At 44.9% G+C, this 12,463-nt stretch carries 14 protein-coding genes; 4 read left to right on the top strand and 10 right to left on the bottom strand.

Translation table 11 applies throughout. From position 1 onward, the window contains the following. Positions 1-19: 19 nt before the first annotated feature. The gene (locus GACE_RS01915; RefSeq protein ID WP_048090703.1) at positions 20-217 is read right to left on the bottom strand and encodes a DUF2249 domain-containing protein; all 198 of its coding nucleotides are present in this window, start codon (positions 215-217) and stop codon (positions 20-22) included. A 6-nt stretch (positions 218-223) separates the two neighbouring features. Then, a complete protein-coding gene (locus GACE_RS01910; RefSeq protein WP_048093513.1) occupies positions 224-496 on the bottom strand; it encodes an iron-sulfur cluster assembly protein in 273 nt (90 codons plus the stop codon). A gap of 111 nt (positions 497-607) precedes the next feature. On the opposite strand from GACE_RS01910, the gene pheT reads away from it, so the two are divergent. The 3 genes from pheT to GACE_RS01895 all read left to right on the top strand — a co-directional run bounded on the left by pheT (position 608) and on the right by GACE_RS01895 (position 3,680). Further along, positions 608-2,251 (top strand): phenylalanine--tRNA ligase subunit beta, encoded by a 1,644-nt coding sequence (pheT, locus tag GACE_RS01905; RefSeq protein ID WP_048090701.1) that lies wholly within the window; start codon positions 608-610, stop codon positions 2,249-2,251. A 123-nt stretch (positions 2,252-2,374) separates the two neighbouring features. After that, positions 2,375-2,605 carry a hypothetical protein gene (locus GACE_RS01900; RefSeq protein WP_048090699.1) on the top strand — a complete coding sequence of 77 codons (231 nt, stop codon included), beginning with the start codon at positions 2,375-2,377 and terminating at the stop codon, positions 2,603-2,605. Next, positions 2,553-3,680 (top strand): radical SAM/SPASM domain-containing protein, encoded by a 1,128-nt coding sequence (locus GACE_RS01895; RefSeq protein WP_084063644.1) that lies wholly within the window; start codon positions 2,553-2,555, stop codon positions 3,678-3,680. The genes GACE_RS01900 and GACE_RS01895 overlap by 53 nt, the downstream gene beginning before the upstream one ends. Here the strand turns inward: GACE_RS01895 and GACE_RS01890 are convergent. The 4 genes from GACE_RS01890 to GACE_RS01875 all read right to left on the bottom strand — a co-directional run bounded on the left by GACE_RS01890 (position 3,674) and on the right by GACE_RS01875 (position 8,418). Continuing rightward, positions 3,674-5,080, bottom strand: a complete 1,407-nt coding sequence (locus GACE_RS01890) for a dihydrolipoyl dehydrogenase (RefSeq protein WP_048090695.1) — start codon at positions 5,078-5,080, stop codon at positions 3,674-3,676. The genes GACE_RS01895 and GACE_RS01890 overlap by 7 nt on opposite strands. An 88-nt stretch (positions 5,081-5,168) precedes the next feature. Continuing rightward, on the bottom strand, positions 5,169-6,881 hold the full coding sequence (locus GACE_RS01885) for a long-chain-fatty-acid--CoA ligase (protein WP_084063643.1): 1,713 nt from the start codon (positions 6,879-6,881) through the stop codon (positions 5,169-5,171). Between the two features lie 129 nt (positions 6,882-7,010). Beyond that, positions 7,011-7,916 carry an IS481 family transposase gene (locus GACE_RS01880; RefSeq protein ID WP_048090395.1) on the bottom strand — a complete coding sequence of 302 codons (906 nt, stop codon included), beginning with the start codon at positions 7,914-7,916 and terminating at the stop codon, positions 7,011-7,013. A 91-nt stretch (positions 7,917-8,007) separates the two neighbouring features. Continuing rightward, on the bottom strand, positions 8,008-8,418 hold the full coding sequence (locus tag GACE_RS01875) for a phosphate-starvation-inducible PsiE family protein (RefSeq protein ID WP_048090693.1): 411 nt from the start codon (positions 8,416-8,418) through the stop codon (positions 8,008-8,010). A gap of 213 nt (positions 8,419-8,631) precedes the next feature. Between GACE_RS01875 and GACE_RS01870 the strand changes: the two genes are divergently transcribed. Next, positions 8,632-8,814: a hypothetical protein gene (locus tag GACE_RS01870; RefSeq protein ID WP_048090691.1), complete on the top strand. Its 183-nt coding sequence runs from the start codon at positions 8,632-8,634 to the stop codon at positions 8,812-8,814. A 146-nt stretch (positions 8,815-8,960) separates the two neighbouring features. Here GACE_RS01870 and GACE_RS01865 read toward each other — a convergent pair whose 3' ends face one another. From GACE_RS01865 to GACE_RS01850, 4 genes are read right to left on the bottom strand one after another with little or no spacing between them, the layout of a single operon-like run. Further along, positions 8,961-10,124 (bottom strand): redox-regulated ATPase YchF, encoded by a 1,164-nt coding sequence (locus tag GACE_RS01865; RefSeq protein WP_048090690.1) that lies wholly within the window; start codon positions 10,122-10,124, stop codon positions 8,961-8,963. Beyond that, on the bottom strand, positions 10,121-10,348 hold the full coding sequence (locus GACE_RS01860; RefSeq protein WP_318249261.1) for a DUF2095 family protein: 228 nt from the start codon (positions 10,346-10,348) through the stop codon (positions 10,121-10,123). The genes GACE_RS01865 and GACE_RS01860 overlap by 4 nt, the downstream gene beginning before the upstream one ends. Next, positions 10,320-11,195 (bottom strand): acyltransferase, encoded by an 876-nt coding sequence (locus tag GACE_RS01855; protein ID WP_048090688.1) that lies wholly within the window; start codon positions 11,193-11,195, stop codon positions 10,320-10,322. The genes GACE_RS01860 and GACE_RS01855 overlap by 29 nt, the downstream gene beginning before the upstream one ends. Before the next feature lie 5 nt (positions 11,196-11,200). After that, positions 11,201-12,427 (bottom strand): 2,3-bisphosphoglycerate-independent phosphoglycerate mutase, encoded by a 1,227-nt coding sequence (locus GACE_RS01850; RefSeq protein WP_048090687.1) that lies wholly within the window; start codon positions 12,425-12,427, stop codon positions 11,201-11,203. Positions 12,428-12,463 lie beyond the last annotated feature (36 nt).

The following is a 12,463-nucleotide window of genomic DNA, read 5'->3' as shown; positions in this document are numbered from 1 at the left end:
TTACATCCTCCAGTAAGTGCTACTTCCGGATTCTGACGATCCACTTTTCCCCGTCAAAGCTCGACTCGATCGTATAACCCTGCTCTTTCAGCATGGCCATCAGGGGTTTTGGTTCCACCTCAACCCACACCTCCACCTCGCCCGATTCCCTCAATTTCTGCAGTATCAAGGGTGGCCTCTCGGGGTGGGGTTTCCCCCTGACATCCACTATTTCCATATCAGGTCACCTGGAAAGCGCTTCATTTAATTCATTCTCCTTCACGTAACCCACGACCTTAACTCTCGCCTTAACTCCAAGATCTTCAACGCTCCTTTTGATGGCAAACGCAAGTTGCTGGCCTATTGGGCAGAACGGGGAAGAGGGTCTAAAGATGATATCCACTACATCATTTTCAACCTCAACTCGTTCTATCAGACCCATGTCCCAGACACTCTGTCTTGTATGCGGGTCAATAACGGTCTTCAGCTTTTCAACGACTTCAGATTTTTCCACCATTTTACTCACCATTAAAATTAAGCTCTGCAACAATATATCTCTATCCACTAACTATTTCGGTTCCGCAAACTTTCGTTAAACTTTATATTCTGAATTGAAACAGGCAAAGCAATGCCAGTTATAACACTATACTGGGACGAGCTTGAGAGAATGGTTGGGGTCGATAGAAACACAATACTAAAAAAATTACCCATGCTCGGATGCGATATTGAACGTATAGCTGACGATCACCTTGATGTTGAATTTTTCCCGAACCGTCCTGACCTGTACAGCGTTGAGGGTGTCGCAAGAGCGTTGAGAGGATTCCTCGACATCGAATTTGGTTACAGGGATTACAAGGTGAACGAGGGAAACTGGAAGATATATGTCGATGAAAGTGTCCTGAGTGTAAGGCCAAGAATAACCGGCTGTATCGTCAGAAACATTCACGTTAATGAAGAACTCCTGAGATCCATAATTCAGATTCAGGAAGACCTGCACTGGACGATCGGCAGAAACAGAAGAAAGATGGCAATTGGAATACACGACCTGAACAGGGTGAACTTTCCACTCCACTATACGGCAGTTGATGAGAACTTTTCATTCGTTCCACTCGACTTCGACAGGGACATGAGTGTGAAGGAAATCCTTGAAGCACACCCCAAAGGACAGGAGTACGGCTTCATTCTCGAAAACTCAGAAAAATACCCCATGATCATAGATGCAAAAGACGAGGTAATTTCATTCCCTCCAGTCATAAATGCTGAAAAGACAAGAGTCAGAGAAGGAACCTCTGGACTGTTCATTGACGTTACAGGGTTTGACGAGAACGTTGACAAAGCCCTGAGAATACTCACCGCCATGTTTGCAGACAGAGGTGGAGTTATCGAAAGCGTGGAAATAATCTATCCTGACAGGGTGGAAAGAACTCCAGACATGACTCCAGAAAAGATGAATGTGAGCAAAAGAGAAATTTTCTCCCTCCTCGGCTTCACACTAAACGACGATGAACTGAGACTCGCACTCGGAAGAATGAGATACGGCTTTGAAATCGGTGATGATGAGGTAACTGTAACCATCCCTCCATACAGGGCAGATGTGATGCACCCCTGGGATGTGATTGAAGATATAGCCATTGGATATGGCTACGACAGAATTGCTGCAAGATATCCCCAGACACCTGGTGTCGGAAGGGAACATGAATGGAACAACCTCAAGGATATTGTAAAAGAGATAATGATTGGTCTCGGGTTTACAGAAGTGATAACATTCACACTCACAAATGAGAGGACAATGTACGAATACATGAACAGAACTGCAAGGCCCTGGGACGACTACACCCCTGTTATGCACCCTCTGACCGAGGAGCATACAGTTCTGAGAACCCACATACTCCCTAAGCTAATAGAACTGTTAAGACACAACAAGCATGAAGCGATGCCCCAGAGGATTTTTGAGGTGGGAGACGTCGTCGTGAATACGAAAAACAGACTCAGCCTCGCAGCCTGTGTAACTCACTCGAGAGCCAATTTTGCAGAGATCAGAAGTGTTGTGCAGGCGGTGATGCATGAGCTGGACATCGAGTGGGAAGCTCAGGAAAGTGATGACAGGGCCTTCATAAAGGGGCGGAGAGCAGATATTATCGTCAGAGGAAAAAAAGTCGGGGTCTTTGGAGAACTGCATCCGGAAGTTCTGGAAAGATTCGAGATAACAATGCCCGTGGTTGGGTTCGAGCTGGAACTTTCAAAGCTGTTCAATACTGGTATTCTCATCTGATGTGGTAACAAGAATGCAAAATAAAGTATTACATGATAGTAAATAGACATCTTTTTTTAATAAAAAGACTTATATAGTTTCTTAACGCAGTTAATTGGGTGATCGACATGAAGGTGAGCAAAGTTGAGAGGAGAGATACGGGTATCTGCAAGTGTGGAGACTCATGCTGAGATTGATTACAGAACCGCAATCTGCAGGGCCTGTGATTTCTACAAACCCGGAGACACTCTTGAATGCGCTGGCTACAAAGTGCTGAAATATTTTGTCGAAACAGGCAGACTGACGCTGGAGGAGATAGAGCTTGCAGCATCTCAGGCTTGCAGAAAGGGTCCTGCTGAGGAAGTTCGACAGTAATTATTACGCTTACAATGCAAAAAGCGACACCCTGTATGAACTCGATGATGAAGCCTTTTATTTTTTATTGAACTGTGATGGAAGTAGAAGAGAAGCTGATGAAGAAATCCTGAATTTTTTGATTTCAGAAGAGATTCTTGAGGTCAGTTCAGAAAGCAAGGAGAACACGTATGTTGAGCAGAGCGAACCTTCCCTTAGACACTTCCTCATTTCTGTAACACATTCTTGCAACCTTAAATGTCAGCACTGCTACATCCACCAGAAGATTTCCCATGTAAACGAGGACACGTTCAGGAAAGCAATTGACGAGTTTTACGGTATTGGCGGACTTAAATTGCTTATTTCAGGAGGAGAACCGCTGCTTCACCCCAAAATCTTTACTCTGCTGGAATACGCCCGCAAATACCCGTTCAGAATAGTCCTTATGACGAACGGATATCTCCTGAAGGATAACAGAATGGATAAAATCACAGAACTCGTTGATGAAGTCCAGATCAGCCTGGATGGGTTCGAAGGGCACCGAAAGCTGAGAAATGCCGGATGGGAAAGGCTGATAGATGTCATCAAATCCCTCTCAGGAAGCGTAGATGTTAGCATTGCAACAATGGTTACAAAATACAACATAAACGAGTTTGAAAAGATGAGTAGAGTTCTCGAAAGCCTGAATGTTTACAGATGGAGTATAGACGTTCCCGTTACGGAAAAAGACCTCCTGCCACCTCCAGACAGTATAAAGGAGGTGCTCCAGAATTACGGCTTTGGGAAGAGGAGCTATCCGAGCATCCAGGGGTATGCCTGCGGTACCCATTACTGCGAGATGGATCCCGACGGCAACATTGTAAAATGCGGGTTTTTTGAAGAACCGTGTGGAAACATCAGAAATGGTCTCAAAAATTGCTGGGAAAATCTGAAAAAAAGGTATATCTGGAGACTCGACGAACTTAAATGCTCATGCCAGTATGTGGGCGAATGCAGGGGAGGTTGCAGATACAGGGCTTTGATGTACTCCGGAGACATTCTGGGCTGCGACCCTGTGATGTGCAACATTTACGATGTAAAGCAAATCTGTCAGTAACCAAGTTTTTCCATCATCCGGTGATATTCGTCAACGCTCATGAGGTTGCCGAATGCCCAGCTTACAACCTCGCTGAGGGATGGATGAATGTGCAGCGCATGTAATGCAGCGTGGTACGTAGCATCGAGAGCCATTAGCGTGGCAATCTCCTGAACGAGTACTGACGCTGATTTGCCCGCAATATGGCCTCCGAGAATCTTTCCAGTCTCGCCGTGAACAATCACCTTGGCAAATCCTTTTGAGTTCATGGCAAGACCCTTTCCGGTCGTTTTCAGCTCCTCGAATCCTATCAGTATGTTCTCCCTACCAAACCTCTCCACGGCCTCTTTCTCAGCCATACCAACACTCCCAACCTCTGGCTGAGTAAAAACAGCATGAGGTACAGCAGAATAGTCCATTTTCACTCCGGCATCATGAAAGGCGTTCGCATAGGCTGTGGCCGCTTCTCTGTTTGCCACGTGCCTGAACATGTACCTCCCGTTCGCATCCCCTATTGCGTAAATGCCAGGAACGGAAGTTTCAAGGAATTCGTTGACCTTTATCCATCCTCTCTCATCTGTTTCTATTCCACTCAGCTGGGGTTTCAGAATGTCGGAGTTGGATTCTCTACCCACAGCCACGAGTATTTCTTCACCTTCAATCTTTATTTTCCCGCCTGGACCTTCCGCAACAATGCGCTTTACTTTTCCATTTCCTTCAACGCCTGTAACCCTATGTGATGTAAACAGCTCTGCATGATTCGAAAGCTCTTCCTGTACGATTCGAGAAATTTCCGGCTCCTCGTTTGAAAGAATGCGAGGCATCATTTCGACTATTTTTACATCGCAGCCAGCCCGAGCAAAGAAGTTTCCGTATTCAACCGCAACATATCCTCCACCAACGATGATCATGCTTTCTGGCATGTCTTCAAGCTCAAGCAGCGTGTCGCTTGTCAGAAAGCCCGCATCCCTCAGCCCCTTTATTTCCGGTACCATGGGCCTTGACCCTGAGCCAATAAAGATCTTTTTTGAAGTTATCTCTTCCCCGCTAACCTTTAATGTGTATGGCGCAGTAAAAGATGCCTCTTTCTTAAAATAATCAATGTTTTCCATCTCCTCAAGCGATCTCTCGATCATGCTGCTTTCTCTGCCCACCTTTTCCCTCATCCTCTCCATAATTTTTCTGAAGTTTACCCGAATGTCCCTGACCTCAATAAGCCCGGATAGCCGTTCAGCGTCGTGGAGAATCTCCACAGGAGAAATTACAAGCTTTGAGGGTATACAACCTCTTGTAAGACATATTCCACCGGGTTTATCCTTATCAATAACTGCAACTCTCGCATCAGGCCTATCTCTGAGGAGTCTGTTTGCAATAGATACCCCCGAACCGGTACCTATTATTATCGCATCGTAATTTTTCATGACATATGTTGATTTTGAAAAATATATTTTTTGGGGAGATTCTCAAACCATTTCTGGAGAACAAGATAAAAACAGAAAAAATTTGATATCAGGATTGTTCCATTTTCTTAACTTCCTGGTCTCTGAGAACCCTCCTCAGCACCTTGCCGACTGCTGATTTTGGAAGTTCGTCGACGAATTCGATTATTCTGGGGACCTTGTAGGCTGCAAGTTTCTGCCTGCAGAACTGTTCGATGTCCTTTTCTGAGACCTTTCCCCTGTGTTCGGGTCTCAGGACGATGAATGCCTTTACTGTTTCTCCCCTGTATTTGTCAGGGACACCAACAACAGCTGCCTCCAGTACGGCGGGGTGTTCGTAGAGGACCTCCTCAACCTCTCTCGGATAGATGTTGTATCCTCCCGCTATGATGACGTCCTTCTTTCTGTCCACTATGTAGAAGTAGCCGTCCTCGTCCATCTTGGCCATGTCTCCAGTCAGAAGCCATCCGCTGACCAAGGTTTTTCTTGTTTCTTCCTCCATCTTGTAGTAGCCCTTCATCACCTGTGGGCCGAAGATTGCGAGCTCTCCAATCTCGCCCACAGGAAGGACTTTTCCTTCCTCGTCTATGACGAGGGCGTAGGTATTCGGAATGGGTATACCTATGCTGCCCTCCTTGTTTGTGCCGTAGATTGGGTTGACATGTGTAACAGGAGACGTTTCACTCAGCCCATATCCCTCAACAAGCTTTCCACCGGTTATCCTCTCAAATTCTCTCTTGACCTCAAGCGGCAGTGGAGCAGAACCACTTATACACGCCCTTATACTCCTCAGATTCTTTTTGGGTGTGTCCGGGTGTGTGTTTATTGCATTGAACAGTGTTGGCACCCCAAAGAAGAGCGTGATCCCGTGTTTCTCTATGGCATTCAGTATTCTCTTTATATCTCTCGGGTCAGGAAGCATGACAATCTTTGCTCCCACAGCAATTGGCATGTTCATGCTTGTCGTCATTCCATACACGTGGAAGTAGGGCAGAATCCCGCTTACAACATCCTTTTCGCTGAACTCCGGGAGCCAGTGGATGATCTGATAGGTATTGGCTACAAGATTGTAATGTGTGAGCATTGCTGCTTTTGGCAGCCCTGTAGTCCCGCCAGTGTACTGAAATACCGCAATGTCCTCCTTGGGATCCACCTTTTCAGGGGACGAAATCAGATCAGATTTCACCACGTCAGTCCAGAAGGCTATTCCGTCATCCTTCGGAATGTTCACCTTCTCCTTCTTCAGCCTGTAAAGAAAATTCAGTGGGAAAGGCAGATAATCCTCAATTCTGCAGACTATTATCCTGTCAATTATTCCCTCCTTTTTAAGCTCGTAAACCTTCGAAAATGCATTCTCAACAGCGAAGAAAATTCTCGCCTCGCTGTTTTCAGCTATGTGTCTCAGCTCCCTTTCGGTGTAAAGTGGGTTGGCCTGAACAACAGTTGCTCCGGTTTTGAGAATTCCGTAATATGCAATCACATAGTGCGGAGTGTTTGGCATGTCTATTACCACTCTCGATCCCCTGCCAACACCAAGGCTTTTCAGAAAGCCTGCCACTCTGTCAGAGAGTTCTTTAAGCTCCCCATACTTTAACTTCTTTCCAAGAAAGTCTATTGCAATCTTGTCCGGGAACTTTTCTGCAGTTCTGTCAAGAAGCTCATAGAGTGGAATTTCAGGGATTTCAATTTCAGATGGAACTCCACTGTCATAACTTTTCTCCCAGAACTGGTTGATATCCTTCGGATCAATTTCTGTTATGAGTTTCCCCTCAACACCAAGCATGGGATTAGTCAGATTGCATGATTTAAAAATTTTCCATTATTAATTTATAAAAATATCATGAATTAGTATGCGGAATGAAATAGCATATTTAAAGTTTACCAAAAATCTGAACAGTGTAGTTTCCTAAAATCATTTCCCACCATCAAACCACCTCCACGAATAACTCAATATTCTCTCAGGAGTCAACTTTCTCAAAAATGCTTTATAGGGAGTCTCCAGTTCATCTAAGTTGAGACTCATGTGGGGTCTTTTGTGATTGTACCACTCCATGAATTCATCTACTGTATCGAAATACTTGATTTTAGCTTCCAGCGTTCCATAGAACCTCTCTATCTTTCCATTCGTTTGTGGGTGATTCACCCTACCCACAATATGCTTAATTTCATTCTCTGCAAGGAATTTCTCAAATTTAGATACTCCTTTAGCCTTCTTCTCCCCTGCAGATGCGTAGAACTGAGTACCTCTATCCGTCAGGATTGATTCCGGCCTGCCATAATCATCCATGGCTTCTTTTAGCACTTTTATGGCATTCTCAGATGTTGCTTTATCAAATACTCCGTAACCAGTAATCAGACGGGAAGCATCGTCCAGATAAGCAATTATCCACTTCCCGTTATAGAAAAACCAGTCTGCATGCCATAATTCCATAGAGTGCTTTCTCTCATACCTTATCCACTTTTTACGCTTTTTCTTGTTCTTCTCCTCCTTAGCATAGCCGTTCATTCTCAACACTTCGTGTATTTTGTTCTTGCTTATTCTGTAACCTCTTTCCTTTAAGATTGTTTGGAGAACTACTGCATTACACCTGTACTCTTCATAGGCTTCTTTTATGGCTTCTATTTCTTCTTCTGATAGTTCTTTTTTAGGTCTACCTGGTTTCTTTGGCTTTGGTATTTCTCCAGTATCTTTGTATTGCTTGTAGATCTGATTTACTCTTCTTGGTGTTATGTTTTCGATCTCTGCTATCTCCTTTGTCGGTGTACCCTTCTCTTTCTCTCTGATAATCCATTTTATCGCTTTCTCGTCAAGTTTCACATGGGGGTTTGTTGAAGTGGGAAATAATTTCGGGAAAAGACAAAAAATCTGAACAGCTACCCGGCGAGGACAAAAAAGAGAGTGATGCACCTTACGTCCTCGATGGTTTGTACTTCAGCGCCATTGTTCTCACAAGAGTTAGCGAGAGAATCAGTACGGAGAAAGCAATCAGAATCGTCCAGTCAAAATTCTGCTTGTATAGAGATATCAAAAGCTCCCTTATGGTGAATATCGATGCAAGCTCAGCCATGATGTGGAGCCTGACCCTCTTAAACTCGAGATATTCTGTGAAAGCCTTTGCAAGCTCAATTAGAACGAAAAAAGTCAGTATTTCGGTGATAAGCGTATCGAAGGATGACGGAGACAGTGTAAGTACTGCCTCAGGAATCTGAACAACAATGGAAACCATCTTCACCCCAACGAGCACCGTAACAACCAGGCTCATGAGATAGATCGCAATATCATATACCCGGTTAAGATACTCAAACCTGAGATTCCACATGACGATACATTGTCAGCACGGCTTAAATACTGTTTTGAAAACACTATGTAAACATATTCTACATCGAATTGTTTGGAAAAATTAACATATATACAAATATATGCAAAACTGCTAAATGAAATATTTCCGAGAAAAATCCCAATTATTGTTTCGAAAGATTTAAATATGAAGACAACATAATCATAATTATTGTTGTGGGAAAGGTGTAAAAGCATGAAGTCAAAAATAGGTGAAATAGCGGAAAAAATGCTGGAAAAAGAGGAAATTGTGATTAAAGGCGAAGAAGAGAGAGTCATCGCAGAATTGCTGGAATTTCTCGGTTTAATAGAAAAGCATGAAAACGGGCTTTACAGAGTGACTGAAGAAGGCAAAAAATTCCTTGAACTCGAACGCTGAAATTTTTCCAGCAGCAAGGACGTTTCCAGCACCTTCTGCAACAACACATTATGGCACCTTGATAACCCATGCAACGGAAAAACACACAGTATCAGCTCACAATCCGGTCAGTTCAAAAGATTGAGAGGTGTAGGTTGATGGATCAGCTATGCACCCGAAACAATCTTTACAACGTCTCCGTTCTGAAGTTCATGGTCTTCTGAAATTCTGATCTTTCTCTTTGCATCAACGGCATAGATATAGTTTTTCCCAATGTCCGTGTGGATTCTGTAAGCAAGTTCTCTGGGCGTCGTTCCCCTTTTCACGAGCATCGCATCCGGAAGAACATTGCCCTTGCTGTCAGTGTACCTGTTCTCGTCCTCGACGGGATACACCACTATGTAACCCAGCCTATCAAACACAATCCTGTTTATCGCCTCCTGAACTCCCGTCCCCCCATATTTTTTCATGAAGGCTCTTATAGTCTCGAGAGCCTTTTTCTGCTTTTCATTCAGCTCTTTGACGATCTCAAAATCTTCATCTCCCGGCAAATACCGGACGTATCCGTTCTGGCTTGCAGTCCTCAACGTGAGTTCGAATATTGCCGAACAGATGACTGCGCCAGAATCCATGAATTTCTTTATGTTACCCTCTGGAGCCTTATCCGCCTTGTTCGCAGCCACGAGGATTTTGAATCTCCTATTCATCAGATTTTTTGCAAAGTTTAGCAGATCATCGTCCGAAAATTCATTGAACTGCTTTCCGACATCTCTCAGACCTTCTCTAACAGTAAGCTCATCGAAGCCAAGACCTGCAAGCTGCTCGTGTATGTATCTGGCGGGATCCTTCTTCTCCATCTGTATTCTCCTGACCATCTTGTCCCAGTTTTTCTTCAAAATGCCGAAAAGCCACATGTAAAGCTCCTTTTCGAGAAAGTCAACGTCCTCAAAAGGATCATGCTCTCCCAGACCGACCTCATTACCCTCAATGTCTGTCGAGCCTGATGCATCCACCACGTGGATTATGGCATCTGCCTGTCTGAGGTCATCGAGAAACTCGTTCCCCAGCCCCCTTCCCTTGTGAGCGTCCGGTACAAGACCGGCAACATCAATCAGCTTAACAGGTATAAACCTCCATCCATCAATGCAGTTACCGCATGGATAAACCCCAAGCTCCCTGCACGCACACTCAACCCGTACATGGGCCACGCCGACGTTTGGCTCAATCGTTGTAAAGGGATAATTCGCGATCTCCACATCAGCCATGGTTGCAGACTTGAAAAAAGTGGATTTTCCCGCATTTGGCTTTCCGGTCAAACCTATTTCTATCACTTCAAACCCCTCCGGGTATACTCCCCGTGTTTTCTCGAACCTATGAGGTCCTTAACTATTTCACTCTCCTTCAAAAATTCAGCATACTCCTCACTTATCTCCCCAATTTTGAGAAAGTATTCAATAACCTCATGAGCCTCATCAACACTCTGACACCTTTCTATGTGATCAATGACCGAAGGCAGAATGTCGCCTTCAAGTTCCCTGTATATGTTCGGAAACATCTTTCTGAATCTCTTCTTCTCCCAGTCCATCATCCTCCTCTTCACCCTCAAGCTCAATTTCTGCCTCAACCTTATCCCTTATCCAGACACCCTTCCTGCCCACAATCGTTCCCTCAACCATGCATCCCTTCTCAATATGGACTTCCTCACCACTGACGCTCCCGTAAACAATACTCTCACCAACGATAAATACCCTCCTTCCCTCAACCGCACCGTGAATTTTGGAGCCGCTAATTAGCAAATCCTTTCCCCTGAGACTTCCGTAAAGCTCAACGTTTTCAGCGATAACGTTTTTTGCTCTGACATTCCCCAGTATCTTGCTATCCCTGAAATCAGCGTTTCTGCCAGTCCTTATCTGCTCCATCGCTAACTTGGTGTTGTCGGGAATTACCAGCGGATTTTCAAACTCCTCGCTGAACAGCTCTTCAACTTCATCAAGCTTACCGAGCCTGAGAAGCTCCATGATGTAAACAAACAGGAAGATTATTACGGGCAGAGGGTTCTGAATAGTAATGAGACCTCTCGCCTCAAATCCCTTCTCAATTCGAACGTTTCTTCCAATTTCAAGGTTCCCGTGAACCGTAAGTTTACCCTCAATCGACGAAAATTCGCCTATGAAAGCATCTCCTCTGCACAGGACGTCTCCCTTAACCTTAACCCACGAGTCGAGTCGTATTTCATCTCCTATTAAATCTCCGTTTATCGTCGCCCTGTCCCCAACGACTATCTTCCTCGCATCGATGCCGAATCCGATTGAGGAATCGTTCCCAACTATCACGTCTCCCTCATGTTTTATGTGGGTTTCATCAAACACAACACCGGGTGGGATAACCAGCTTTTCCATCATGCTCTCTACGCTCCGAACTTTTTAGCCTTGCCTATCAGATCAAGGATAATGTTCATCAAATCCTCTCCCCTTATTCTGCACAGTCCACCTTTATACACCTCAAACTCATTGAAAGCCTTAACATCATCCCTCCTGACACCATCATGCACAATCATCACCGGGACGGGGTCAGCAGAGTGGTCTCTCACACTCACAGGCGTGCTGTGATCTGAAAGCACCGTCAGGCACACTCTGGAGAAATCAAGTTCTCTGAGAGGTGTAATTGCCTGATCAACCCTCTCTATGAATTCCTTTTTACCATCAAAATCGCCATCATGGCCGAACTCATCCGGAGCCTTGATGTGAAGCAGAACGAAGTCATGCGTTTCAAGAGCCTTTAAGGCAGTTTCTACCTTCAGATTGAGATCAGTATCCCTGCTCCCGGTGAACTTCGAATTTTCAATAACATCAGCCCCTATGAGTCTGCCAATTCCCTTAATAAGCGTTGTCCCTGCAACAAACGCCGCCTTTAAGCCATACCTCTCCTCAAACTCTGGAACGTGGACCGCCTTACCGACACCTCTCAGAAGAAGGACATTTGCCTTCGGCAGTCCTGCTTCGGCTCTTTCCGCATTCAGCGGATGATTTTCAAGAACCTCGTGACTTTTCTCAATGAACTCGTTTACTATTTCTGCTGTGAACTCTGCTGAGCTGTCGAGAGGCTCAACCCTCTTAACAGCCCTGCCCTCCTTCTTCGGATCGCTGTCAGTAATTCTGTCCGAAAGACCCTCACCCCTGAAAACCAGTGCTGCTCTGTGGCCGGATGCGTTTGCAAGTATGAATTCCACACCATCAAGCTTCACATTCTCATTTATCGCCCTGACAAGCTCTTCCTTGTCCTGAATCCTTCCCGCTCTTCTGTCCACAACGATTTTGTCAAAAATACTGCCTTCTCCCTCGACCGTCCCGAAGTTAACCCTGAAGGCTATGTCTCCAGGTTTGACATCAATTCCAGCACCCGCAGCTTCTATTGGACCTCTTCCAGTATAGTACTCAAACGGATCATAACCGAGAATTGAAAAATGGGCAGTATCGCTTCCCGGTCTTATTCCCGGCCTTATCGTGTCCATTATTCCAGTAATCCCTCTTTCAGCAAGAAAATCGAGATTTGGTGAGTGTGCAGACTTTAAGGGAGTTGTATTTCCATTCCCCCTGTCAGACATGCCATCAACAATGACCATCAGCACCTTCATGGTTCTTCCGTAAGCTGCAATCAATAAAAAATTAAC

Source organism: Geoglobus acetivorans, from assembly GCF_000789255.1.
Classification (GTDB): Archaea; Halobacteriota; Archaeoglobi; order Archaeoglobales; family Archaeoglobaceae; genus Geoglobus; species Geoglobus acetivorans_B.
The sequence above is the reverse complement of the archived record's forward strand: the minus strand, read 5'-3'. Positions and strand labels throughout refer to the sequence as shown.

Bases quoted from the DNA above. Each gene is read 5' to 3' on its own strand.
- GACE_RS01915 (WP_048090703.1), bottom strand. From the start codon at position 217: ATGGAAATAGTGGATGTCAGGGGGAAACCCCACCCCGAGAGGCCACCC.
- GACE_RS01910 (WP_048093513.1), bottom strand. From the start codon at position 496: ATGGTGGAAAAATCTGAAGTCGTTGAAAAGCTGAAGACCGTTATTGAC.
- pheT (WP_048090701.1), top strand. From the start codon at position 608: ATGCCAGTTATAACACTATACTGGGACGAGCTTGAGAGAATGGTTGGG.
- GACE_RS01890 (WP_048090695.1), bottom strand. From the start codon at position 5,080: ATGAAAAATTACGATGCGATAATAATAGGTACCGGTTCGGGGGTATCT.
- GACE_RS01885 (WP_084063643.1), bottom strand. From the start codon at position 6,881: ATGCTTGGTGTTGAGGGGAAACTCATAACAGAAATTGATCCGAAGGAT.
- GACE_RS01875 (WP_048090693.1), bottom strand. From the start codon at position 8,418: ATGTGGAATCTCAGGTTTGAGTATCTTAACCGGGTATATGATATTGCG.
- GACE_RS01870 (WP_048090691.1), top strand. From the start codon at position 8,632: ATGAAGTCAAAAATAGGTGAAATAGCGGAAAAAATGCTGGAAAAAGAG.
- GACE_RS01860 (WP_318249261.1), bottom strand. From the start codon at position 10,348: ATGTTTCCGAACATATACAGGGAACTTGAAGGCGACATTCTGCCTTCG.
- GACE_RS01855 (WP_048090688.1), bottom strand. From the start codon at position 11,195: ATGATGGAAAAGCTGGTTATCCCACCCGGTGTTGTGTTTGATGAAACC.
- GACE_RS01850 (WP_048090687.1), bottom strand. From the start codon at position 12,427: ATGAAGGTGCTGATGGTCATTGTTGATGGCATGTCTGACAGGGGGAAT.